The sequence below is a fragment of the Chryseobacterium sp. JJR-5R genome (assembly GCF_034047335.1).
Taxonomy (GTDB): Bacteria; Bacteroidota; Bacteroidia; order Flavobacteriales; family Weeksellaceae; genus Chryseobacterium.
The window spans coordinates 311,543-337,667 of the sequence record NZ_CP139137.1 but is presented as its reverse complement, the minus strand read 5'-3'; the positions used below and the strand labels follow the sequence as shown (position 1 = coordinate 337,667).

The window sequence follows — 26,125 nt, the reverse complement described above, 5'->3', positions numbered from 1 at the left end:
TGAGGATACATTATATAAAAGAAATAGGGAAATAAATTATGCCGAAATGAGTTTATTAAAATGATTCCTGATTTGTAATTGCAGATCATTATAAATGGCTTTCAAATTTAGTGAACATTATATTATAGATGATGAATTGAGAAGCTAAAGGTATTACATGGGGTTTATCAAAGTAACTGGTTATAATGATTGCTGAGTTGTGATTAGATTGACCGGTATAGAAACAACTCCGTGTGACAAAACTGTGATGAAAAACTTTGATCAAACCTTACAGGTTCTCAAAACCTGCAAGGTTGGGTTGCACATACTTCTGACGGTAGGTAATATGGAGAGTATACTATATAAGAGTATATTATATATAATAATGCAATATATAGGAGCGCAATGTTTTAAACCACCCCGTCAAAAATCCAGAGGATTTTTGACAACCCTCCAAAGGAAAGGAATTTTTATACCGGGAATAAGATATAAATGAAGAGGGCCCTGCCATGATTTATGATAATGCTTACAGGGAATTATGATATAACAATGTATAAGAAATGGTGATTGCCGGATGGAAATTAAATTAAAAAAACACCTTATATAATGAAAACCGTAATGGAAACTTTGAAGAAACCTTACAGGTTTTGAAAACCTGCAAGGTTGGGCTGCACATACTCCGGATGGAAGTAATATTGAGCGTACATTATATAAAATTATATTAATCATCACCAATAAATCTATTATGCTTAATTTTGACTGTTCAGATTTCATGTAATAATAGTTTTATAATTAATAATTTTAACCCTATTTTGAGAAATTTCCATCAAGGTTCACAATTTCTACATATTCTTCTTATGCTATCAAAATAAAGAAAATATATTCAACAATCTAATCCTATATAGATAGGTTCAGATTGTATTTCCGCTTTTTATAGTCAAAATCTAATACTTTTTTAGGAATTGCAAATAGATTTGGTTCTAAGTGGCATTTATATTTTTTACTTTGCAACGTTGAAATAGCATTTTTTATTCAAATTCCTACCTTCACTCTTTTGTTTTACTATTTTTTAAACGAGTCTATGTATTAAACTTTGTTAAAAACGATTACTTTTTCCTTAAAAATTATATTTTTGTAATATTATTGATTTAGTCTATTGAATTTAGAAATAATTTACACGAAATAAATAATTATACACTTTAAATTTTAATTTATGTCACAATCGTACGAGGTTATTTTCGAAAACAACAAAAAATGGGTAGAGTCTAAAATCGGTGATAACCCGAGTTTCTTTGAAGATCTTGCCAAAACCCAGACTCCTGAGTATCTTTATATCGGATGTTCAGACAGCAGGGCGACCGCGGAAGAACTGATGGGAGCGAAACCCGGAGAAGTATTTGTTCACAGGAACATTGCAAATGTAGTGAATGCTTTGGATATGAGCGCAACAGCAGTAATAGAATATGCTGTACAGCATCTGAAGGTAAAACATATTGTGGTGTGCGGACATTATAACTGCGGGGGTGTAAAAGCAGCGATGACCCCTCAGGATTTAGGTATTTTAAATCCTTGGCTGAGAAACATCCGCGACGTTTACAGAATTCACCAGGCTGAACTGGATGCTATCGAAGACGAAGGTAAACGTTATGACAGGCTTGTAGAGCTGAATGTTCTTGAGCAGTGCATCAACGTAATTAAAATGGCCTGTGTGCAGGAAAGATATATCCTTGAGGAATATCCTATTGTTCATGGCTGGGTTTTTGACCTTAGAACCGGTAAAATCATTGATCTTGAGATTGATTTCGAAAAAGTTTTGAAAGACATCCAGAAGATCTATAACCTTAGTGAAGACCAATGGGTAATGAGCAGAAAGAGAGAACTCCCCCTTTAAATTTGAGTACATGAAACTCTGGAGCATAATTACATTACTGATTATCCTGAACTTTACAGCCTTGCCAAGCATTGCTGTAATGTCCGGTTGGGAAATCCCCAAGACCAATGTAATTGTAAATGAAGAAGAAACCCATGCTCATTATTCACTGCTTTTAGTTTATGAAAAGACACTCCCGGAAACGCTGAATGTCTATGACTACCTGAAGTTTTTTGAACCTTCCCATGAAGGCAGTTCTTTTGTACTGATCGATGATTCTTTTCATCTTTCACCCTTATTATCCATATTTTCTCCGCCTCCGGAAGCTTAATTTTTTACAATACACTTTTAATGATATCTGTCTCTGCCGAACTCTTCGGCAGTATACTTATCCGTATTTTAAAATTAAATTTCATTTTCTACTGATGTATTGAATTTCAATAGGTCAGTTCCATTCACAGCAGTTTTCACATCATGAAAAAAACATCATTAATCGGAGGAATTAAGGAGAATTTCCCTTCGGGGCTCGTTGTATTCCTGGTGGCACTCCCACTTTGCCTGGGTATTGCCCTGGCATCCGGGGCACCGCCTCTATCCGGCATTATTGCAGGGGTGGTAGGAGGTCTCATTGTAGGTTCGGTCAGCAACTCGAATGTATCGGTTTCGGGGCCTGCAGCGGGCCTGACGGCGATTGTTCTGACTGCCATTACAGATCTGGGTGCATTTAACATATTCCTATGCGCCGGAATCATAGCGGGAGCCCTGCAGCTGATCTTGGGTTTTGTGAAGGCCGGAAGCATATCCAACTATTTTCCCAATAATGTTATTGAAGGCATGCTTGCGGCAATCGGGATTATTATTATTTTAAAACAGATCCCTCATGCACTGGGGTTTGATAAAGATTATGAAGGCCACGAATCTATTTTTGACAACGGGTTCAACTTCGGGTATTTTACCGAATTATCCGGGGCTATCCATCCGGGCGCCATTGTGGTGACCCTGGTTTCCGTAGCCATTCTTATTGCATGGGACAGAATTTATATCCTGAGAAGGATGAAAATGCTTCCGGGAGCCTTGGTTGCCGTAGTAGCGGGTATTATTATGAACCAGATGTTCAGAATGACAGGAAGTTCGCTGGCTATACAGCCGCAACACCTTGTTTCCTTACCTGTACCGCAGTCTCTGGAGGATTTTAAAAATTTAATAACCCTGCCTGACATCCATGGATTTACCAATCCTAAAGTCTGGATTGCCGGAGCAACCATTGCCATTGTAGCCTCCATTGAAACCCTGCTCTGTATTGAAGCTTCCGACAGGCTGGACCAGCAGAGAAGAATAACGGATACCAATCTTGAGCTGAAAGCACAGGGAATAGGAAATCTTATCAGTTCTTTCATCGGCGGGCTTCCGATGACCTCGGTAGTGGTAAGAAGTTCTGCCAATGCCAACGCAGGGGCAACTTCAAAAATATCCGCAATCATCCACGGGGTTTTATTATTGATCTGCGTACTTTCAATTCCTGTGATCCTTAATCTGATCCCTTTGGCAACGCTGGCAGCGGTATTGATTTTAGTCGGCTACAAGCTGGCAAAACCTGCCACATTCAGGCATTTCTGGCATTTGGGCAAATTCCAGTTTATCCCATTTGCAGCAACCGTAGCAGCTGTAGTATCCACCGATTTGCTTAAAGGAGTTGGTATCGGCCTGGCTATCTCTGTTTTTTATATTCTTCAGGGAAATATGAAAAGAGCTTATTATTTAAGCCGCGAAAAGCTGAATCATGCAGGCGGGATCGTCATTAAGCTTGCAGAGGAAGTGTCTTTCCTGAACAAAGCGGCCATTAAGAAGACCTTGAAAAACATCAAACCCAACTCTACGGTAACCATTGATGCCCGGGGCACTTCCTATATTGCAACAGACGTCCTGGAAATGATCCAGGATTTCGCGAACATCAGGGCTAAAGAGGAAGATATCAAGGTAGAGCTTTTAGGCTTTAAAACATCGTACAGGGATTATGAAACCAATGAAGATTCACACATCATAGTTACCCATACAAAAGCCATGTAGATTATAACCAAATGGAATGGAATGGGTATATCATAATAAAACAATGTTTTAGTTAGATAAGTTGATGGAAATTATAAAATAAAGTACATCAGAAGGCCGCCGGACTCGGCGGCCTTTTATTTAGGATCATTAACTAAATTAATTCAGCCTTTCCCGTTTATAATAATCACAGCGGATTAAAGATACAATTGATTTTATACAATTATCAAGGTAAGACATTTTGATCTTAATTACTTACCTTTGATCTTTAAAATTATGTGACTGACAGCCTATGAATATAAAGACAAATACATTCCTGATCGGGATGCTTATTTCTTTAGGCGGCTTCTTGAATGCACAGAAGCCGGTAAAAGATACTTTGACGTACCTTAAAAAATTTGAAATCAATAAGGAAAAATACATCGGCAAACCTTTTTCTTTGCTCCTGAAAGATATGGCCCAGCTGCAGCCGACGAAAGCCAGATCCGATATCAAAGAAGATAGGGACAATCCCCTGCCAAGCACTGTATTCACATTTTCAGAAAGGAACATCAGTTCTGGGAACCAGCCTTCACTGGTGATCACCTGGAAACCTGATGACAGCCCTACAACGCCTCTTGAGTTTTTTCAGGAAGAACATAACTACCGCTTTACGGTAAGCGAAAAAAATTATTTTGAGAAAAAGATTATAAGGAATATGGTAGTTTCTAAATAGCAAAACCTCCCAAGCCGAAGGTTTCTCTTATGATCAGATCTTTACTTTACTATCTGTTATTTTCCGTTAAAGGCAGACATGGTATTGCTGATGCCTGCAAAAACAAAGGACAGGCATGCCTTGGAAAACTTCTCAATTCTTTCGGCAAGTTTTTCCGTTTCTTCTTCATTCCAGGTCCCCAATACGTAATCTATCTGTCTCCCTTCCGAAAATTCCGCAGAAATTCCGAAACGGAGGCGCGCATAATTCTGGGTCTGCAGAACCTCATTGATATTTTTCAGTCCGTTATGGCCGGCATCCGAGCCCTTCCCTTTCAATCTTAATGTCCCGAACGGCAGCGCCAAGTCATCGGTGATGATCAACACATTTTCCAATGGTATATTTTCTTTCTGCATCCAGTATTTTACGGCATTCCCGGAAAGATTCATATAGGTATCGGGCTTAAGAACCAATACCCTTCTTCCTTTATACTTCCCGTTGGCCATCCATCCGAAATTGGTGGTATTAAAAGACACGTCCAGCGTTTCCGCTATTTTATCCGCTACCTTAAAGCCTATGTTATGCCGCGTGTTTTCATATTCAGACCCTTTGTTCCCGAGGCCTATAATCAAATATTTCATGAAGAAATTTTTTGCAAAATTAAAGCATTAAAAATAAAAAAGCTCAATCTTTGGAAAGATTGAGCCTTCAGTTTATAAAATATTTCTTTTATAACGGTTTATAAATGTAATTCACACCATATCCCCTGATCATATAAGTCTGAGGATCATATGTATAATCCGTTGAAATGATATTAGGACTGGGAACAGGCTGTGTAAGGTCGGTAATTGATACTCTTTTCGGGCTGTTTACCGATAAAATCCAGCTTTGTAAATCATTTCTTTCGCCTGATAAAAGCCTTGATATTTTATAGGCATTAGGCAACAGGGTAAACGGATTGATCTGTGCATCATAGTTTCCGTAATCATAACCTAATTTTTCTATTACTGCACCAAATACATTTCCATTCATTGTACCGTAAGACCTGATTACTTTGGAAACATTATCTCCTGAATATTCATATTTTGTCTTCGAATAATCCGTAAACGAAGTTCCGGGTGCATCCGGCCCGTTTCTCATGATAATAGAATCCAGCTTGGCCGTTGCTGCAGAATACTTTAAGGCATAAAGCGCTTTGGTCTTTTTGTAAAGTGTCTGTGGTCCTGGGGTAGTGGCAGGAGGAGTTATGGTCCTCTTGTAAAAAGAGCGGTTTTCTGAAATAACTTCCAGTCTTCCCGTACTTCCGTAAGTGAATTGCTGGGTAAAAATAATACTGTCTTTCTCAAGATCTCCGTCACCGTTCATATCAAGAAAGCCTTTAAAATCAATCCTGCTGATCTTATCGCCGCTCCATGCAATATTGGATGTAGAATCGGCACTGTCCATCACCACTCTGGATAATTGCAATCCGTTATAATAATAAGTGGCCAGGGTATCTGAATCTGTGATTTCTCTGTATAACGCTCTCGGACCGTTAAGACCCGTATTCGTATTGATGTCCAGCAGCGGGTTCCCGTCTTCATCCAGCAGGTCTTTACAAGAATGGACTGCAGCAACACCTGCAAACAGTAAAATAAAATAAAAAAGTCGTTTCATTCCGATAGGGATTATTTATTTTTCCACAAATATAATTTTTTTTTGCATAAAAACCATGTATTTATTTGTTTTCAGACAAAACCATTAAAGGAAAGTAATTATTATAACGCTTTATACATGTATTTAATTGTCTGGCTTTGGTCAGAAACCGGATAATTCTGAGAATCATACAAATAACCTTTCGGGACCGAGATCGGAGGCCCTACAGGATTCTGTATGGTTATTTTCCCGTAGTTGTTTGAAGAGATCATATTAAAATTAGACTGGAAAATAGTACCGGTTACGATACAGTACTCTTTCGGTAAAGTGGTATAAGGGTTTATTTTAGCATCATAATCTCCGTAAGCGTATGAGATGGTAGAAGCTGTAGAAGGATCAGGGTTGGCCCCATCCATCAGCATCGTAGTATGGTCTGCTTTAGCAACATTGCTCGCAGAGAATGTGAACTTAGATTCTACATAATGAGTATATGAAGTATTTCCGCCCAGTTTTTTCTTTTCAACAATTCTGTATAACTGTCCATTGGCATCATAAAAAACCGTAAAATCACTGTGGTTAAATACAGTTGCCAGTGACGTCTGGTCCATGGTAAATGAGGAAAGCTTTCCGCCTGTATAACTAAGTGTATACACATTATCAATCACATGCGGATTAGCATTATCCTGATATTTGATCTGTGCTATTTTGCTGCCTGAATAAGTTGCTGTGGCGGTAATGGTATTGTTGGATCCGGCATCTCTGATAAAAGCCTGGGAAAGGGTTCCGGCATTGGTAATGTATTCTTCCAGGTCAATATTTCCGTTATTTACTTTGCTTAAAATCCTCGGTCCGGTGATGGAAGGAGTACTGGTTGAGCTGTTTTCATTCTGGTTCGGCGGATCTTCCGTGGTATTGTCACATGAAACCACAAAAGCAAGTGCCAGTACTGTTAATGAAGAAAGAAAGTACTTTTTTATCATAGTATTAATTTTTAATGCCGTCAAATATAAATTATTTTAAGTAATTTTTCTTTGGATTTTCAATCAAATGGTGAAAATGAATAAAAAAAATCCAAAAACCTGCATTTTCGGATTTAATGTATTGTTATGAAACTATATACTCCTATAAACCTTAGATATCACTCAATTGGAGGCTGATAAAATGTATTACCGTACAATAAGTATTGTTTTAAGCAGTTAGTTCTTTTCATTTTCCAGGATTGATTTGAGTAGGCGATTCACTTCCTTTACATTAACCACACTATCCTTTCTCATCATCAGCTGGTTTCCTTCTTTACCGGATTTTTCCTTCAGCTGGGCTTCTCCGGGATTTTGGGTAAGATAGCTGATGATGTGCCTGAACTTGTTGGTCTGATAAAATTTGTCCTGAGGATTACCCGGGAAGTAGCCTAAGAATACCCCGTTCTTCATGACAATTTTCTCAAACCCGATTTCTGCTGCCAGCCACTTTAAGCTTACACTCTTCAGTAAGTTTTTCGCCTCTTCAGGTAATGTTCCGAAACGGTCAATAAGTTCAGCCTCAAATTTCTCCAGGTTTTTCTCGTTATCGATTTCTGCCAGTTTCTGGTACAGCAGCAGCCTTTCTTCGGTATTTGAAATATACTCGTCCGGCAGCATCAGCTCCAGATCGGTATCAATATTCACATCCTTCGTGGTTTTGAAAAGCTTGTTCCTTTCTTCTTCATTTTCAAATAAGTTTTCAAATTCCTCGTCATCCTTTAATTCCTCCAAAGCTTCCTGCATCAGCTTCTGATACGTTTCGAAGCCCATTTCATTAATAAAACCGCTCTGCTCAGCACCCAGCAAATCTCCGGCACCCCTTATTTCAAGGTCTTTCATGGCAATCTGGAAACCGCTTCCAAGGTCTGAAAACTGCTCTATTGCTTCGAGCCTTTTTCGGGCATCGGAAGTCATCATATCATACGGCGGCGTAATCAGGTAACAGAAGGCCTTCCTGTTGCTTCTTCCTACCCTTCCCCTCATCTGGTGGAGGTCTGCCATTCCGAACCGCTGGGCATCATTGATAAAAATGGTATTGGCATTCGGGACATCCACACCGCTTTCAATAATCGTGGTGGAAACCAGAACATCATACTTCCCTTCCATGAAATCGAGGACGTTTTTTTCTAACTGCTTGCCTTCCATTTGGCCGTGTCCTGTAATTACCCTGGCATCAGGAACAAGCCTCTGGATCAGGCCGGCAATATCTTTTAAGTTTTCAATCCGGTTATTGACAAAATACACCTGCCCGTCCCGCTGGATTTCATATGAAACGGCATCGCGAAGGGTTTCTTCATTAAACCCGATGATATGGGTATCAACAGGCTGCCTGTTGGGCGGCGGTGTCTTGATTACCGATAAATCCCTGGCGGCCATTAAAGAAAATTGCAGCGTCCTAGGGATCGGTGTGGCTGTTAAGGTAAGCGTATCCACATTACTCTTCAGGGTTTTTAATTTATCTTTTACCGATACCCCGAATTTATGTTCCTCATCAATGATCAGCAGCCCGAGGTCTTTGAACTTCACCGAACTGCCTGCCAGCTGATGCGTCCCGATAATAATATCAACTTTTCCGTTTTTTAAATCTGCAAGCGTTTCAGATTTTTGTTTGGCTGTCCTGAAACGGTTCACATAGGCCACGGTCACCGGAAAATCCTTTAATCTTTCTTTAAAGCTTCTGTAATGCTGAAAAGCAAGAATGGTGGTAGGAACCAGCACGGCCACCTGCTTTCCGTCTGTTGCTGCTTTAAAAGCCGCACGCACGGCCACTTCGGTTTTCCCGAAACCCACATCTCCACAGACCAGACGGTCCATTACCGTATCTGCTTCCATATCTTTTTTTACGTCTATGGTGGCTTTTTCCTGATCCGGGGTATCTTCGTACAGGAAGCTTGCCTCCAGTTCATTCTGAAGATAAGAATCCTGGGTATAAGCAAAGCCTTTCGCTGTTTTCCGCTGTGCGTATAATTTAATAAGGTCAAAAGCAATCTGCTTTACCTTTGCCTTTGTTTTCTGTTTTAAAGATTTCCAGGTAGGAGATCCTAATTTGCTCAGTACAACTTCCCTTCCCTCAGGCCCGTTGTATTTTGAAATCTTATGAAGCGAGTGGATACTCACATATAATAAATCCCCGTTTTTGTATGTCAATTTGAAGCATTCCTGGATCTTACCGTCATTGTTCACTTTTACCAGTCCCATAAATTTTCCGATCCCGTGGTCGATGTGGGCAATGTAGTCTCCTATCTTCAGGGACATTAAATCTTTCAGGGTAAGCTGCTCAGATTTGGCAAATGCATTTTTGGCTTTATACCGCTGGTAACGATCAAAAATCTGGTGATCCGTATATACCAGGAATTTATTCTCGTGGTCTACAAACCCTTCATGAAGCTCAGAGGTAAAGCTTTTAAAAGGAAGCTCGCGTTCCAGTTCTTCAAAAATCATTTCCAGTCTTTGTTTCTGCTTTTCAGATGAAAAAGAGATCCAGGTATCGTAGCCTTCACTTTGCCTGGCTTCCAGGTCTTCGGCCAGCATTTCAAAATTCTTATGGAAAGAAGGCTGCGGAGTCTGATCGGTTTTTATATCTTTCCATTCTATTAAGCCTTCAACAGAAACGCCTCCGAAATCAACCGTTTTAAACTTTTTATAATCGAATAAGAACTCCTGGTCTGAAATAAAAAGCTCCTGCGGCGATCTGTGTGCAATATCTTTGCTTAAGGTATCATATTTTTCCAGTGACTTTTCATAAAACGATTTCAGCTTCTGCATGCCGAGGATCCCGTTTCTGGAGACAACAAAACTTTTTTCCGGCAGCAGCTGCAACAGTGAGACACGGCTGCCGGTTACTGTAAAATTCATATTGGATACCAGCTGAAGCTCTTCTACTTTGCTTACGGACAGCTGGGTTTCGATATCAAACGTTTTAATGCTTTCCACTTCATTCCCGAAGAAGGTAATCCGGTAAGGCTTTTCATTAGAGAAAGAAAAAACATCCACAATCCCTCCTCTCACGGAAAATTCCCCGGGTTCAGAAACAAAATCCGCCTGCTGGAAATTATAATGGTTCAGCAGTTCATCAACAAAATCAAAATCCAGCTGGTCGCCTACTTTAATATGATGGGAAATGGCTTTAAAATCTTCTTTCCTCAGAACCTTTTCAGATAAGGCACCTGCATAGGCAACAATTACTTTAGGAGATTTGCCTGAAGTGATCTTATTGATAACTTCCGTCCTTAACACCAGGTTGGCATTCTGTGTTCTCTCCACCTGATAAGGTTCAAGGTGGGTAGCCGGAAAGTACAGCACCTTGTCTTTGCCTAAAAGATTTTCCATTTCCGTATTCGCATACAGTGCATCTTCTTTGTCATCCAAAAGATAAAGCAAGTGCTTTTTTTGAGTAAGAAACAGTTCTGCAACAAAAATGGAAACCGAAGAACCGGCACTTCCTTTTACATAAATATGTTGATGGGTTTCCAGTTGGGTAAAAATTTCTTTTCCGAATTCTTTCTGGAGCAGATGCGGAAGGAACTTTTCAGAGATGGTTTTTAACTGCATAGATTGTAGGATATAAACGGCAAAATCGATTCCGGAGCTCCCGGAATCGTTTTGACTATAACAAAGATAATGCTATTTTTTTCTTTACTGCGATTTCAGTTAAAATCTCAGGCTTTTGCACAAACTTTATGGAGTAGGCACCGCCTGTATACCCATAAATACTGATATGGTTTTATAATAATCCGGGCTGAAAATCTATTCCAAGACCAAACAATCCATATCCGCACCGGGTGTATAGTGTACCTTCCCGTTATTCCTGCCTGTATCATAGCCCCACTGGGCAACAGCCGTAAGCAATGGAATAAGCGTCTCGCCGAATGAGGTCATTTCATATTCTACTTTAAGAGGCGGCTTTTTTGTATGTACGGTCCTTGTTATCAAACCGTCTTCTTCCAGTTCTTTGAGCTGCAGACTTAATGTCCGCTCCGTAACCATCGGAATGGCTTTTCTCAATTCGTTATACCGTTTTTTTTCGATAAGATTAATTAGAATCACCGCTTTCCATTTTCCTCCTATGTACCTCATCGTAAGGCTTGTGGCACATGGATAATGTTTATCGTCTATACTGTACATCTGTTACTATCATTATTGACCGTTATTGCAAAGGTAATATACGATACCTATGTTTGCAACTGAAAAAAGTATAGTATACATAAAAACATCCCCGTAATAATAACATCAGATGTATTTATTGCTGATCATAAAAAGAAGAAAATAATTTTAATAACAAATACCTGTAAATATGGATTTTTTAGAAATTGCAAAAAGAAGATACGCTACCAAGAAGTATGATACTGCTAAAAAAATTTCAGCAGAACAGACTGAGGAACTGAAAGAAATCATACGGTTAAGCCCGTCCTCCATCAACAGCCAGCCCTGGAGATTTACTTTTGTTACCAATGAAGACGTGAAGAAAGAACTGGCTTCCCAGTCTTATATGAACGAGCAGGCGATCAATGATGTAGGACTATTGGTCGTCTTCAGTGTTATGGACAATATTGAGCATTTTGAAAAGCGGAATATTGCCATTCTGCCCGAGGGGTGGAGGACCGGCTTTTATGAACCTATGATCAAGGCCAATGGAGATGCAGCAACAAAGTCCTGGATGGAACATCAGGTTTATCTTTCACTGGGATATTTTCTGAGTGCCTGTGCGTGTATGGGACTTGATGCTACGCCCATGGAGGGCATCAACCGGGAGGCATACGGAGCGATCTTGCAGCAGGACGGATATGCCCCGCTGTTTGCCGTCACCGTTGGATATGCTGACTTAACCGATTTGACACATCCGGCCGTTTCGCCAAAATCCCGTTTTGATTTAGAGGAAGTGATAAAGTCTGTTTAAGTTACAAGCTTTTTTATTTTTTTGAATTTTGTTGGTGGTTATCATGGAAAACCGATAGAATAATGGATCTGTAATAATATCATGGGAAATGCATATTTTAAATTGGTTGCTTAAGGGCTTATGGCTCTGCAGAAATATTATCTTATATAATAGTATTCGGTTAAGAATAATCTAAAAAGTTCAGATTTAATCTTAATAAATATTAAATTCTCGTTTTATAAGTTAAAATTTATTTTAAATACAAGGATGGCACACCGTTTGAAAAACACCATTAACAAACCTAAAGAAATAATATTATGAAAAAAGCAATCAGAATTTTAGGATTATTCCTACTAACATTTTTTGTAGTCACGACCATTACATCATGCAGCGACGATGATGATCCCGCAAACAACGACTTCTTTGCAGGCACTTACAGAGGAAGCATATCTTATAATGGAAGCAGCAGTGATAACATCAGCACCAATGACGGAAGCGTATTCGTAACAAAAGTTGCCAGCGGAACAAAATACAATTTTTCTTTCTCTAACGGGATTCCAGATCTGAACGGGGTAGAATTTAATCAGCAGGGTGACAATACACTGGTAATGGTAGGGTCTACAGCCACTTCATACATCAGAATTGACAACAATGAACTGAAAATTCTTTATATTAAGAACGGTAACACCTGGACAGCCAACTGTACAAGATAAACCGAATCTTTACCATACAATATAATACAGCCTGCTTTTCCTCAGAGAAAAGCGGGTTTTATTTTTGTCAGGCTCTGAATATTATTTTAATGATTTTGCTCTTTCCATTATAATAAAAAGCAATATTTATATGATCCGTTTAATATTTTTTTAAGCTCTGATAAACTTTAGTTAAGTTTCTGAAATTTAGATTTCAAGTCCGGATTTTGCATACCTTTGATAAACAAAACAGAATAAAACAATTCATATGAAAAAATTATTATCTGCCCTGTCCATCGTATTGGGACTTGGCCTGGCAACTGCTCAACAGACAGCTCCGGTAGCAAAGGCATCTACCCATCAGACTGCTAAAACTATGAAATCTACGACTCCGGCAGCAGTAAAACCGGCTACTGCTCCTGAAGCAGCAAAAATGAAAAAAGACGGAACTCCGGATAAAAGGTATAACACAAACAAAAACCTGAAGAAAGACGGTACGCCGGATAAAAGATACAAAGCAAATAAATAAACTCAACTTATAGTTATTTTCATAATCAAATTTCGAAGAACCGATGATCATTCAGTCATCGGTTTTTTATTGTATGCCATAAAAAGTAACAAAAGATTCTTCAGTTATTTATAAATTTGGGACATGGTAAACTTCCTAAAGAAAGCAGTGGCCCTGGCCTGGGCAAAAAGCCACGTCCGGAACGCTGAAAAATTTAAAAAAAATGCTGAACAGAGCCAGGAAAAACTGTTGCTGTCAATGGTAGAGACGGCAAAGAAGACCCTGTTCGGAAGAGAACACAATTTCGAAGACATCAGATCCGTCCCGGATTTTCAGGAAAAAGTAAGGGTTTCAGATTACGAGGACCTTAAACCGTATATCGAAAGGGTAAAAAGAGGCCAGGCCAATATCCTCTGGACGGAAGTTCCCGAATATTTCGCCAAAACCTCAGGCACCACCTCCGGATCAAAATACATCCCGATTTCTAAAGAAGGCATGCCTTTTCAGGTAAAAGGAGCCCAGAGTGCTCTTTTCCATTATATTGCCAGAAAAAACAACGCAGATTTTGTCAGCGGAAAAATGATCTTTCTGCAGGGAAGCCCTGAACTGGAAGAGGTTTTCGGAATACAAACAGGACGCCTTTCAGGAATCGTGGCCCATCATATCCCTAAATATTTACAGAAGAACAGGCTTCCGAGCTGGGAAACCAATATGATGGAAGACTGGGAAGCCAAAGTAGACAAGATCGTTGAGGAAACAGAAAAAGAAAACATGACCTTAATTTCAGGTATTCCGCCCTGGCTGATCATGTATTTTGAGAAACTCAATGAAAAACACGGTAAAAAAATCAGGCAGATTTTCCCGAATCTCCAGCTGATTGTAACGGGCGGCGTAAATTATGAGCCTTACCGTGACAAAATGGAAGATCTGCTGGGAGGAGCAGTAGATATTGTACAGACATTTCCGGCTTCGGAAGGCTTCTTTGCATTTCAGGATGATTATACAAAAGACGGGTTACTGCTTTTAACCGATCATGGGATTTTCTATGAATTCATTCCGCTGGAAGAATACGGAAAACCGGATGCCGCCAGATTAACGTTAAAAGAAATTGAACTTAATAAAGATTATGCTTTAATATTAACCACAAATTCCGGGCTTTGGGCCTATTCCATCGGTGATGTAGTCAGGTTCATCAATAAAAATCCCTATAGGATTCTGGTAAGCGGAAGGACCAAGCATTTCACTTCGGCATTCGGGGAACATGTGATTGCCTTTGAAGTGGAAGAAGCCATGAAAGCAACCGTGGAAAAATTCCCGGCACAGATTACAGAATTCCATCTAGCACCGCAGGTAAATCCGGCAGAAGGACTGCCGTACCATGAATGGTTCATTGAATTTGAAAAAGAGCCTGATAATATAATGGCCTTTTCGCATGAACTGGACAGCCAGCTGAGAAAGCGCAATACTTATTATGATGACCTGATTTCCGGAAATATCCTGCAGCCTCTTCATATTGCCTGCCTGAAAAAGAATGCTTTTCATGAATATGCCAAATCACAAGGGAAACTGGGAGGCCAGAACAAAACCCCAAGACTGGCAAATGACAGAAAAATTGCCGGTTTATTGGAAATATACAAACTTTAAACAGATTTTTTCAATTCCGGAAACGTATATTCGAAAAAAATTATAAATTTGGAAAACTAAAAAATAATAATGAGAGCATCTGTACTTTTAAAATCATCTTTATTGACATCGTTATTTGTGATTTCCTCCTGTGCCACTACAAAATACACAGAAGACACCGCGAAAAATGATTACTCTAATCTTGAAGCAGGAAAAATGTATACGGTAATGATGAAAGACGGTTCAAAGAATCAAAAAATGTTATTCCGTAATGTAGACGGTGATAACCTGATCGGGACTGCCGGAAAAAAAGACAGTACAGTGGTAACGATTCCAAAGGCAGGCGTAGCTGCAGTAAGAGACAGCCGTAAAGCGAGAATCACTGCAGGAGCCGTTGTAATAGGGGCAGCCGGCGTTGCTGCTCTGGTATTGAGCTCTACAAGAGCAGATAACTAAAATAGATTTTATCTTTTAGCTGCTATTTACTTTATCATTTAAAAAAATTAAGATAACCCTGCCCTCAAATCAATATTTGAGGGTATTTTTGTCGGATGATTTCATTCACTCCGCTACAGACCTTACAGAATGCAGAATTCAGGAATCTTCTTACCGGAAGATTTTTTATTGTACTGGCCTTCAGAATGCTTGCCACATTATTGGGATGGTGGGTTTACCAGTTAACCAAAGATCCTTTTTCCATCGGGCTGATCGGCCTTTCGGAGGTGATTCCGGCGGTGAGCTGTGCCTTGTATGCGGGACATGTCATAGATATGAATGAAAAGAAAAAACTGCTCCTGATCTGCAATTACGCCTATATCTTCCTGATCGGGCTGTTGCTGATCCCGGCATTTTTCAATGTTGAACTTCATTTTACCGGGCATCAGATTACCTATTTTATTTACGGCGTGATCTTCTTTACCGGGATTGCAAGGGCTTTCATCGGACCGATTGTCCCTTCCATGATCCCTAAAATTGTAAAGAAAGAAAACCTCCCGAACGCTGTCACGCTGAACCAGGCTACTTTTCTGATATCTTCAGTCTGCGGACATGCAGCCGGAGGCTTCCTGATTGGCTTTTTTGGAGTAAAGTGGACATTAATTGCCGTTATTTTATTAATATTTTTCGCCTCATTGTTCTTTTTTCAGTTAAAAAAACAGTATTCCGAATACAAAAAAGAGAATGTTGACGTTATAGAAAGTATGCGCGAAGGAATTTCTTACATTTTCAGGACAAAGGAGATTCTGGGCGCATTGTGTCTGGATATGTTTGCGGTTCTTTTCGGCGGTGCCGTAGCCATGATTCCGGTATATGCTTCAGACATCCTTAAGGTGGGAGCGGAAGGTTTCGGGCTGCTGAATGCGGCATCAGATATAGGGTCCATGTGCGTTATTATTATGTTATCGATAATTCCGCTGCGGAAGAACCAGGGTAAGATTTTACTGGCTGCCGTGACCGGATTCGGACTCTGCATCATCGGATTCGGATTGTCGCATCTATACTGGCTGTCTTTTATGTTCCTGATGCTGAGCGGAATGCTGGACGGCATTTCCGTAGTTATCAGGGGAACGATCGTTCAGCTGAAAACGCCGGACCATATCAGAGGACGGGTATTAAGTGTCAATTCGATCTTTATCATGTCAAGCAATGAAATGGGCCAGTTTGAAAGCGGATTGATGGCAAAGATGCTGGGTGTAGTTCGTTCGGTGGTCTTCGGCGGAACAATGACCGTACTGGTTGCACTGATGGTAGGAACAACCAATTCGAAATTGAGAAAAATGCAATATTAAAGGCATAAATACCCTTTTATTAAATTAATCTTAAAAACTTTAATTTAAAATTAATAATTTTTTATATTTGTAATATAAAATATCCCCCTTCATGAAAAAAATTTTACTAATTTTTCTGGGCATTCTGTGCCAGATGTTTTACGCGCAGTCGGACTGTACATCAGCCCTTGCCGTCTGTGGAAATTCCAGTATTTCCTATACCCCGAGCGGATTCGGAAGCACTCAGGAAAGCCCTCTTGGCAATGGCTGTCTTTCCACCGAACATTTTTCCGTATGGTATACATTCACCGCATCTACAAGCGGAACCCTTACTTTCCTGATCACCCCGAATGCACAGGCCGATTATGACTGGGCTGTATTCGGACCTAATAAAGCCTGCGGAAGTCTCGGCACACCCATCAGATGTTCCTATGCTGCTCCTTCGGGAACAGGATTAACAGGCCTTAATATGACTGCAACCGATACCACAGAAGGTGCGGGAGGCGACGGTTTTGTAAAATACCTCGATGTAATTGCCGGTGAAACCTATTATTTAATCATTGATAACTTTTCAGCCAATACCAACGGATTTGTATTAAGCTGGGACGGTACAGCAACCCTGTCTTCCCCGTTTACGTCTGCGGTTCAGCCAAACCCTTTCATACCACCGGGAACACCGAACCCGATCCCAACAGGACCGAACGAAGTAATTATCTGTACCGATCCTGCTGTATTCAATTTCTCGACTTTATCTGCAGGCATTGTCAACGGAAACCCGAATTTCACTGTAAGCTATCATACAAACTCAAATGATGCGCTTACCGGTAACAACCCGATTACTGCACCACAGACCGTAAGTACAACGGCAGTATATTATTACAGCATCAGCTATGCTGATCCTGCCAACCCGAACAGTGCGATCAGTAAATGTAAGCAGACAGGGACGTTTAAATTCAAGCAGGGAAATATCACGGCTGTGGATGTTACTTTAACCGAATGCAACAACAATAACCAGGGTACAGCCGTATTTAACCTGACGACGGCAAATGTTCTGCCTTCAGATCCTACCGCCATTAAAAAATATTATCCTACTATGGCTGACCTCAACGCGGGGACCAATGAAATTACCAATCCGTATACCTTCACTTCATCTACAGGTAAAGTATATGTAAAGGTAGAGACATTACAGGGATGTTCCGATGTTGCAGAGATCACGCTGGCTTTCTATGCAGACTTTACGGTAACAGATGCTACCTTGAGATCATGCTTTATTGAAAGCAATCCTGCCACGGCTTTATTTAACCTTACAACAGCAGCGGTGACTACTCTTACCGGAGCTGTTAAAACATATTATCCTTCTGCAGCAGACGCAGTAAACGGAACCAATGAGATTTTGACGCCGACTGCTTATATTGCTCCGAACGGTGTGGTCTTCGTTAAAGTAAAAGATGGAAACCAATGTTATAAAGTTGTTAAAGTAACCCTGATTGTACTGCCTCCGGTTTATTCCAATATTCTGGAAGATAAGATTATCTGTATGGAAGACACTACAACTTTAGATGCAGGCCCCGGATTTACCGCTTACAAATGGAGTACAGGTGCAACCACCCAGTCTATCACAAATGTTACCGTAGGTACCTACTGGGTAGAACTTAAAACCGGAGACTGTATTGCCAGACAGGAAGTTAAAGTATATCCTTCCGAGCAGCCTGTTATTTCAAGCATTGATATTACAGACAATACCATTACGGCAAATATTGCAGGCGGAACAGCTCCTTATAAATATTCAATTGACGGGATCAACTGGCAGGATTCAAACACTTTTAACAACATACCGAGAGGTGATCATATGATCTATGTAAAAGATGCCTACGACTGTGATCCTATTACCGTAACGGTTGTAGTGCCGAACCTGGTTAATGTAATTACGCCGAACGGCGACGGCGTGAATGACGTTATTGATTATTCAGCCCTGTCCGGAAAACAAAGCCTCGTTTTAAGTATTTTTGACCGGTACGGAGTAAAAGTAGGCCTGGCCGACAAGACCACAGGCTTTAAATGGGACGGAACCACAGGCGGCAAAAAAGTGCCTACCGGAACGTATTGGTATTCTGTAACATGGAATGAGAATGACAAGAAGAATACGCCATTCAAGTTCTCCGGATGGGTAATGGTAAAAAACAGGGACTAAACTTAAATAACTAGAGAAAACCGCTTTTCCCAGGCGGTTTTTTTCACATAAATAAGTATAATACTATTTAATAAAAATCATTTCTAATGAAGAAGTTATTACTACTGACGATTTTATTTTTTTCACAATTGTTTTTCTCACAATCAGACTGCGCCACGGCAATTGCAGTATGTGGGAATTCAGGTCAGTCATATACTCCAAGTGGTTTCGGCACAGTACAGGAAAGCCCTTTGGGAGGATGCCTTTCAACAGAGCATTTTTCCGTTTGGTATAAGTTTACCATAGCTACAGGCGGAACACTGACATTTGTTATCGATCCTACCGTAAACCCGGCTAATCCCATAAGTACAGACTACGACTGGGCCGTTTACGGGCCCAACGTACAGTGCGGAAGCCTAGGCACCCCTGTACGATGTTCCTTTGCGGCCGGCGGCGGGCCAACAGGCCTTAATATGACCTCTACAGATACTACCGAAGGTGCAGGCGGAGACCGTTTCGTAAAATACATGGATGTCCTGCCCGGCGAAACTTATTATATGATTGTTGATAATTTCTCCTCCAACACCATGGGATTCTCACTGACCTGGGGAGGAACGGCTGTACTGGCATCTCCGTTTACGGATCCTAACCTCACGCCTAACCCTTTTGTACCGCCGGGAACGCCGGGAACAACACCGGGATCACCTAATGAAATCCTGCAGTGCCAGCTTCCGACAACCTTTGATTTCAGCACGCTGACTGCCGGAATTGTCAACGGGAACCTTAATTTCCAGGTTAGCTACCATTATACATCCAATGATGCCCTTACAGGAGCCAACCCGATCACCGCACCTATAACAATAAACGGTACGGCTACTTACTATTACAGCATTCATTACCAGGATCCGGCCAATCCGGCGAATCCGATCAACAGCTGTACGCAGATCGGGCCTTTTAAATTCAAGCCGGGAAATATCACAACGATGAACGCCACGCTCACCAGCTGTAACATCAACAATGCCGGTTCAGGTATTTTTAACCTGACAACAGCCAATGTATATACAGCAACCCCGGGCTCAACAAAAAAATATTACCCTACCCTTGCAGACCTGAATGCCGGAACCAATGAAATTACCAATCCGGCAGCCTACTCTTCTGCAGCCCCGAAAACAATTTTCGTAAAAATTACCACGAGCCAGGGATGTGTAGGAACTGCACAGATCGCCCTGCAGTTTTTCCCGCCTTTACCGGCAGTAAATGTTGCCATAAAGGCTTGTAATAATAACAATATGGGTACAGGTGTTTTTGACCTGACTGCAGCAGACGTATATCCTCCGGGCGGTGTTACCAAAAAATATTACCCGACCCTTGCAGACCTGACTGCAGGAACGAATGAGATCACCAATCCCGCAGCCTATACTTCCGCAGCACCGAAAACAGTGTATGTAAAGGTAACTACACCGCAGGGATGTACGGGACAGTCTGAAATTGCTTTACAGTTCTACCCGACCGTCATTGTAAAAGATGCCGTTATCGAATCCTGTTTTATTGAGGCTAATGTAATAACAGCTTCTTTTGATCTGACCCAGGCCAATATAACATCACAAACCGGTATTACGAAGAAATATTTCACCACACAGGCTGATCTGCTGGCAGGCACCAACGAAATCCTGAACCCTTCGGCATACATCTCAACCAGTACCGTGGTCTATGTAAAGGTAACCAATGAGAACAACTGTTTTGCCATTGCTAAAATAACGTTAAAGGTTTTGCCTCCGGTAAAATCAAATGTACTGACCGATAAAATTATCTGTATTGAAGATACGGCTACTTTAGATGCAGGACCCGGATTTGACGGTTATGAATGGAGCACGGGAGCAACTACCCAGTCCATTTCAAATGTAACGGCAGGCGCTTACTGGGTAAAACTGAAAACAGGTAAATGCTGGACTTTACAGGAGGTGAAGGTAAATGCTTCTGTACAGCCCGTGATTACCAATATTGAAATCACCAATGATTCTTTCACGGTAACGGTAAATGGCGGAAAGCCTCCTTACCAATATTCCCTGGACGGAATAACATGGCAGGATTCCAATGTATTTACAGGCCTGCCGAGAGGAGAAAACAAAGTATATGTAAAAGATGCCTATGATTGTAATCCTATTGATGTGCAGGTTACCGTTCCGAATCTGATCAATGCCATCACACCGAACGGAGATAATGTGAATGACTATATTGATTATTCAGCCCTGGCTTATAAGAAAAATTTAGTCTTAAAGATATATGACCGGTACGGCAACATGATGTATACCGCTGATAAAATGAGAGACTATAAATGGGACGGTACCTCAGGCGGTAAAAAAATCGTGACCGGAACCTACTGGTATACCATCACATGGAATGAGAACGACAAGAACAGCACGCCGACAAAATACAGCGGCTGGATCCTGGTAAAAAATATACAATAATAATTTTCAGACATTTAAAAATCACCTCGCAACTGAGGTGATTTTTTATTGGTGCCTTGTGGTACCTGAGCCATATCAGGACTAAATTTTTAGCATTTTGATTTCCAAAAAAACTATCTTTGCATCATTATGGCGCAGAAAGAAACTCTATCTTCATTAACGAACGGAAACTTTGCAAAAGAGCTTTCAATTGCTGACGGTAAACTACCTCCCAATGCATTGGAATTTGAAAGACTGGTTATCGGTACTTTTCTGATTGATAAAAAAGGTCTTGACGAATCTATAGATTTACTAACGCCGGATGTCTTTTACGACCCCAGGCACGGTATTATTTTTTCAACGATTTTAAAATTATACGAAGGCAACCAGCCGGTTGACCTGATGACGATTATCCAGGCGCTGAAAAAAGAAGACAGGCTAAGCCAGGCCGGCGGAGACCATTACCTTATTGACCTCACCATGGGCGTAAGCTCATCTGCCCACATTGAATACCATGTGCGTGTCATTCTTGAAAAATATATCTTACGAAGCCTGATTAATGTTTCAGCCAACGTTATTGACGCCTCCTACAAAGAATCAACAGATGTTTTTGAACTTCTGGACAAAGCCGAACAGTCATTTTTCGAAATCACCAACGGGACCATTAAAAAAGGCTTCGATACGGCCAATTCACTGGTAAAACAGGCGATTGAAACCATTAAATCCCTGAAAGATAAAGAAGGGCTTTCCGGGGTACCTTCAGGATTCCGTGACGTGGATAAAGAAACCGGAGGCTGGCAGAATTCAGACCTTATCATTATTGCAGCACGTCCGGCAATGGGTAAAACGGCATTCCTTCTTTCAATGGCCAGGAATATTGCGGTAGGGCACAAAATCCCGATGGCATTATTCTCCCTGGAGATGGCTTCGGTACAGCTGATCACCAGGATGATTGCTTCCGAAACAAGGATTTCTTCGGAAAAATTAAGAAAAGGAACACTGGATGATGAAGAATGGCAGAGGCTGTTCTCTAACGTCTCCGAACTGGAAAATGCACCTTTGTATATCGATGAAACCCCTTCCCTGTCGATTTTTGACTTTCGTGCAAAATGCAGGAGGCTGGTCATGCAGCATGGTGTAAGAATCATCATGGTAGATTACCTTCAGCTGATGACTGCAGGCGGCGGCGGAAAAGGAGCCGGAAACCGTGAACAGGAAATTTCCATGATTTCACGTTCATTAAAGGCCATCGCAAAAGAACTTAACGTTCCGGTTATTGCACTTTCGCAGCTTTCGAGAAGTGTGGAAACCCGCCCGGGCAAAAGACCCCAGCTTTCCGATTTAAGGGAATCCGGAGCCATTGAACAGGATGCAGATATCGTATCCTTCATCTTCAGGCCGGAATATTATAAAATTACCGTTTGGGACAATGACGATGAAGGACAGGAAACCTCAACGGAAAACCAGGCGGAACTGATTATTGCAAAACACAGGAACGGGGCAACGGCAGACGTAAGGCTGTCTTTCCTTAAACATTTTGCAAGATTCGGTGATGTGGAAGCCGCATTTGACGGAGGAGCCGGAGGCTACCCTTCCAATTTCGGAGCCGGTGAGCCAAGCGGATTTGATAAAATAAAAACAACCATCCAGCCCGGGGCAGCATTTGATCTCCCGAATAAATCACAGGTATCAGGATCTTCGATGAATGATTTTGATGACGATGATGATTTTCCGTTTTAATCCGTAATTGAAATTCATCCTCTGAACAAAAGTCCGCATCAGCTGAAACAAAATTTTACCAGATGGTGTGGATGAATGAGGATCTGAAATAAAATGTATAACTAGCCGTAAAAACCTCATGGCAATTTTATGCCATAAATTTAATATTCAATATCCATAATTTGAGAATAGAAATATACACCGACGGAGCCTGCAGCGGAAACCCGGGAAAGGGCGGATATGGAATTCTCATGCGTGTCCCGGAAAAAAATTATCAGAAAACCTTTTCAAAAGGCTTCCGGAAAACCACCAACAACAGGATGGAGCTTCTGGCCGTTATCACTGCGCTGGAAAAACTGAAATCCCCTGAGAATGATATCCATGTGTATACGGATAGCAAATATGTCTCGGATGCCGTCAACCAGAACTGGCTGGCCGGATGGGTCAAAAGACGGTGGAAAAATGTTAAAAACCCGGACCTCTGGCAAAGGTTTGCGGTATTGTATAACCTGCACCGGCCAAAGTTGCACTGGATCAAAGGCCATGCAGGACATTTTGAAAATGAGCTGTGTGACAAACTCGCCGTAAGTGCTGCTGCATCAGGTAATTTAGAGATTGATACCTATTTTGAAAGTCTTGAAAACAATTCCTTATTCTAATTTATATTTAAAATAAGTTCTGATTAAAAATTTTAATTATTTCTCATTCCAGCTTATCATCTATTGTAAAATAACCATTAAATTCGGTAAAATTAATATTGAATACTCATAATTTGACTGGGATTTAATATCTTTGGCTGATAATTTAAGTACCACATTATATGAATAAAAAGCTACTGACTTATTTTACCCTCTTTCTATGCTGCTTTTTCGGAGAAATTTCTGCCCAGACTTATCAGCTGACAGGAAATCCTGTGAATACAACCGGGTGGGACGTTGTTCCGTCAGCAACCGTTAGTGGTGACTTTGTACAACTTACTGCAGATCAGACTTCTCAGGTAGGCGGTATCAAATTAAATGCTCCCATCAATCTTAAATTCTGTGATAAATGGAGAGTGGAATTTGATTTCAGGATAGACGGAAACGGAACTGCGTCTTACGGCCGCGGTGACGGTTTTGCTTTCTGGTATCTGGCCAACCCTCCTGCATCCTATACCCAGGGCGGCGGTTTAGGGATCCCTGCTAATTCTACAGGGCTGATGGTAGGTTTTGATATTTTCAACAACAGTACCGAAGGACAGATGAGCAAGGTTCATGTGCTGTACGGGACAAACAATACCGCAGGATCCAATATCGAGTTTAACAATACGGCAGGAAGTACATTCCATACGGCGGATCTCATTGCCACCCAGCCGTTTGTCGGGGCTGCTTACAAGCATGTGGAGGTATTGGGCCAGGTAGACCCTGCCAATGTAAACAACTGGATCATCAATATAAAAATAGACGGTATTGTAGTGGTGAACCAGTCTTTCGCCCCATCCGGAGGTGCGATCGGGATGACCCAGGGATATTTCGGATTTTCAGCGTCTACGGGTGCGGCAAGCGCGAGACATTCCATCAAAAATGCCAAAATTTACACGGATAAGGTTTCCATCACCCAGCCTTCCGTTTCGGCAAGCTTCTGCCCGAACCCTTCAACCGGCCAGGGAACCGTGAACCTGACAAGTTATCAGAATCAGTTTGTTGCCAATCCCGCAAACTATACATTCTCATACAGTGTGGCGGGAACCCCGATTGCCAATCCTGCCAGTTACCAGTTTGCCGGGAATACGACCGTTTCCGTGCTCATCAAAGATAACGCCGGCGTATTGTGTGATAATCCGGATGCAAAGATTATTTTATCCCTCTCCCCGTTCACTGCTACCCCTGCCACGCTTACCGCATGCAACAATAACAATGCAGGAACAGCAACGTATAATCTTGCGCTTGCCAACGTAAATGAACCTGCAGGATCAACCAAAATTTACTATAAGACACTGGCTGACCTTAATGCAGGAACGAACCCGATTACCAATCCTAATGCTTATGTTTCTGCAGCCGGAACCGTGTATGTTAAGGTAACCACGCCGCAGGGATGTGTGGGATCTGCTGCCATTACACTGGCATTTTTCCCTCCTATCGTCTATAATGACACTACCATCGAATCCTGCTTTATTGAAAACGCACCCAGCACTGCTTCCTTTAACCTGACACAGGCCAATGTGACGAATGCTGCGGGAATTACCAAAACATACCATACCACGCTGGCTGATGCTGTAGCCGGAACAAATATAATTTCAAATTCCCTTGCCTATATTTCAACTTCATCAACGGTGTATGTAAGAATTACCAATGTAGCGACCTGTTTTGTTATTGCCAAAGTAACCCTGAAAGTCCTGCCTCCGGTGTATTCTTCTGTTCTGAAAGACAAGATTATCTGTATTGATGCAAAAACCACGCTTGATGCGGGCTCGGGGTTTGATACATACCTGTGGAACACCGGTGACACTACTCAGGCTATTCAGAATGTTTCTCCGGGGCAATACTGGGTTCAGCTGAAATCAGGAAGATGTACATCAACACAGCTGGTGAAAGTCATCCCTTCACCCCAACCCGTAATTACAGGGATTGATATTACCAATACAACAATTACAATAAATGTAAACGGAGGGAAAGCGCCGTACCGGTATTCTCTGGACGGTGTAAACTGGCAGGACTCCAATACCTTTACAGGCCTGCCTAGAGGTGAAGCCGTGGTGTATGTAAAAGATGCCTATAACTGTTCGCCGATCAACGTTCAGGTTACCGTTCCGAATCTGATTAATGTAATTACGCCTAACGGAGACAATGTAAATGATGTGATTGATTATACTGCCCTGGCCTACAAAAAAAATCTGGTTTTCGTTATTTATGACAGATACGGAAACAAAATGTATGAGGCCGACAAGCTGAGGAACTATAAATGGGACGGAACAGCCGGCGGCAAAAAAGTAATGACGGGAACTTACTGGTACACCATCAGCTGGAATGAAAATGATAAAAACAATACCCAGACTGTTTACAACGGCTGGATACTGGTAAAAAACATAGAATAAATAATTTA

At 41.2% G+C, this 26,125-nt stretch carries 20 protein-coding genes; 15 read left to right on the top strand and 5 right to left on the bottom strand.

From position 1 onward, the window contains the following. Nucleotides 1–1,192 precede the first annotated feature (1,192 nt). The 4 genes from SD427_RS01570 to SD427_RS01555 all read left to right on the top strand — a co-directional run bounded on the left by SD427_RS01570 (nucleotide 1,193) and on the right by SD427_RS01555 (nucleotide 4,610). Nucleotides 1,193–1,870 (top strand): carbonic anhydrase, encoded by a 678-nt coding sequence (locus SD427_RS01570; protein WP_320559580.1) that lies wholly within the window; start codon nucleotides 1,193–1,195, stop codon nucleotides 1,868–1,870. Nucleotides 1,871–1,880: 10 nt separating this feature from the next. After that, nucleotides 1,881–2,180, top strand: a complete 300-nt coding sequence (locus SD427_RS01565; RefSeq protein WP_320559579.1) for a hypothetical protein — start codon at nucleotides 1,881–1,883, stop codon at nucleotides 2,178–2,180. Nucleotides 2,181–2,323: 143 nt separating this feature from the next. Beyond that, nucleotides 2,324–3,916 (top strand): SulP family inorganic anion transporter, encoded by a 1,593-nt coding sequence (locus tag SD427_RS01560; protein ID WP_320559578.1) that lies wholly within the window; start codon nucleotides 2,324–2,326, stop codon nucleotides 3,914–3,916. A gap of 271 nt (nucleotides 3,917–4,187) precedes the next feature. Next, nucleotides 4,188–4,610, top strand: coding sequence for a hypothetical protein (locus SD427_RS01555; RefSeq protein WP_320559577.1), 423 nt, complete (start codon nucleotides 4,188–4,190; stop codon nucleotides 4,608–4,610). Between the two features lie 56 nt (nucleotides 4,611–4,666). On the opposite strand, the gene pth is transcribed toward SD427_RS01555, so the two are convergent. The 5 genes from pth to SD427_RS01530 all read right to left on the bottom strand — a co-directional run bounded on the left by pth (nucleotide 4,667) and on the right by SD427_RS01530 (nucleotide 11,368). Beyond that, nucleotides 4,667–5,230, bottom strand: a complete 564-nt coding sequence (pth, locus tag SD427_RS01550) for an aminoacyl-tRNA hydrolase (RefSeq protein WP_320559576.1) — start codon at nucleotides 5,228–5,230, stop codon at nucleotides 4,667–4,669. 88 nt (nucleotides 5,231–5,318) lie between these two features. Beyond that, nucleotides 5,319–6,245 (bottom strand): hypothetical protein, encoded by a 927-nt coding sequence (locus tag SD427_RS01545; protein ID WP_320559575.1) that lies wholly within the window; start codon nucleotides 6,243–6,245, stop codon nucleotides 5,319–5,321. A gap of 101 nt (nucleotides 6,246–6,346) precedes the next feature. Further along, nucleotides 6,347–7,204 (bottom strand): hypothetical protein, encoded by an 858-nt coding sequence (locus tag SD427_RS01540; RefSeq protein ID WP_320559574.1) that lies wholly within the window; start codon nucleotides 7,202–7,204, stop codon nucleotides 6,347–6,349. A gap of 216 nt (nucleotides 7,205–7,420) precedes the next feature. Next, nucleotides 7,421–10,795: a transcription-repair coupling factor gene (gene mfd, locus SD427_RS01535; RefSeq protein ID WP_320559573.1), complete on the bottom strand. Its 3,375-nt coding sequence runs from the start codon at nucleotides 10,793–10,795 to the stop codon at nucleotides 7,421–7,423. A gap of 195 nt (nucleotides 10,796–10,990) precedes the next feature. Further along, nucleotides 10,991–11,368: a helix-turn-helix domain-containing protein gene (locus SD427_RS01530; RefSeq protein WP_320559572.1), complete on the bottom strand. Its 378-nt coding sequence runs from the start codon at nucleotides 11,366–11,368 to the stop codon at nucleotides 10,991–10,993. A 169-nt stretch (nucleotides 11,369–11,537) separates the two neighbouring features. Here SD427_RS01530 and SD427_RS01525 point away from each other — a divergent pair, with 169 nt between their 5' ends. The 11 genes from SD427_RS01525 (at nucleotide 11,538) to SD427_RS01475 (ending at nucleotide 26,117) form a co-directional block, all read left to right on the top strand. Then, nucleotides 11,538–12,140 (top strand): NAD(P)H-dependent oxidoreductase, encoded by a 603-nt coding sequence (locus SD427_RS01525; RefSeq protein WP_320559571.1) that lies wholly within the window; start codon nucleotides 11,538–11,540, stop codon nucleotides 12,138–12,140. 296 nt (nucleotides 12,141–12,436) lie between these two features. After that, entirely contained in the window at nucleotides 12,437–12,832 is a 396-nt protein-coding gene (locus tag SD427_RS01520) for a hypothetical protein (RefSeq protein WP_320559570.1), read from the top strand. 247 nt (nucleotides 12,833–13,079) lie between these two features. Then, complete coding sequence (locus tag SD427_RS01515; protein ID WP_320559569.1) at nucleotides 13,080–13,340, top strand: hypothetical protein; 261 nt, start codon at nucleotides 13,080–13,082, stop codon at nucleotides 13,338–13,340. A 123-nt stretch (nucleotides 13,341–13,463) separates the two neighbouring features. Continuing rightward, a complete protein-coding gene (locus SD427_RS01510) occupies nucleotides 13,464–14,963 on the top strand; it encodes a GH3 auxin-responsive promoter family protein (RefSeq protein WP_320559568.1) in 1,500 nt (499 codons plus the stop codon). 69 nt (nucleotides 14,964–15,032) lie between these two features. Further along, a complete protein-coding gene (locus SD427_RS01505) occupies nucleotides 15,033–15,398 on the top strand; it encodes a hypothetical protein (protein WP_320559567.1) in 366 nt (121 codons plus the stop codon). A gap of 95 nt (nucleotides 15,399–15,493) precedes the next feature. Further along, nucleotides 15,494–16,729: an MFS transporter gene (locus SD427_RS01500; RefSeq protein ID WP_320559566.1), complete on the top strand. Its 1,236-nt coding sequence runs from the start codon at nucleotides 15,494–15,496 to the stop codon at nucleotides 16,727–16,729. Nucleotides 16,730–16,820: 91 nt separating this feature from the next. Then, on the top strand, nucleotides 16,821–18,899 hold the full coding sequence (locus SD427_RS01495) for a T9SS type B sorting domain-containing protein (protein WP_320559565.1): 2,079 nt from the start codon (nucleotides 16,821–16,823) through the stop codon (nucleotides 18,897–18,899). A gap of 86 nt (nucleotides 18,900–18,985) precedes the next feature. Further along, the gene (locus SD427_RS01490; RefSeq protein WP_320559564.1) at nucleotides 18,986–21,346 is read left to right on the top strand and encodes a gliding motility-associated C-terminal domain-containing protein; all 2,361 of its coding nucleotides are present in this window, start codon (nucleotides 18,986–18,988) and stop codon (nucleotides 21,344–21,346) included. 129 nt (nucleotides 21,347–21,475) lie between these two features. Then, entirely contained in the window at nucleotides 21,476–23,065 is a 1,590-nt protein-coding gene (dnaB, locus tag SD427_RS01485) for a replicative DNA helicase (protein ID WP_320559563.1), read from the top strand. 161 nt (nucleotides 23,066–23,226) lie between these two features. Next, the gene (gene rnhA / locus SD427_RS01480; RefSeq protein WP_320559562.1) at nucleotides 23,227–23,703 is read left to right on the top strand and encodes a ribonuclease HI; all 477 of its coding nucleotides are present in this window, start codon (nucleotides 23,227–23,229) and stop codon (nucleotides 23,701–23,703) included. A gap of 161 nt (nucleotides 23,704–23,864) precedes the next feature. Further along, complete coding sequence (locus SD427_RS01475) at nucleotides 23,865–26,117, top strand: T9SS type B sorting domain-containing protein (RefSeq protein WP_320559561.1); 2,253 nt, start codon at nucleotides 23,865–23,867, stop codon at nucleotides 26,115–26,117. Nucleotides 26,118–26,125 lie beyond the last annotated feature (8 nt).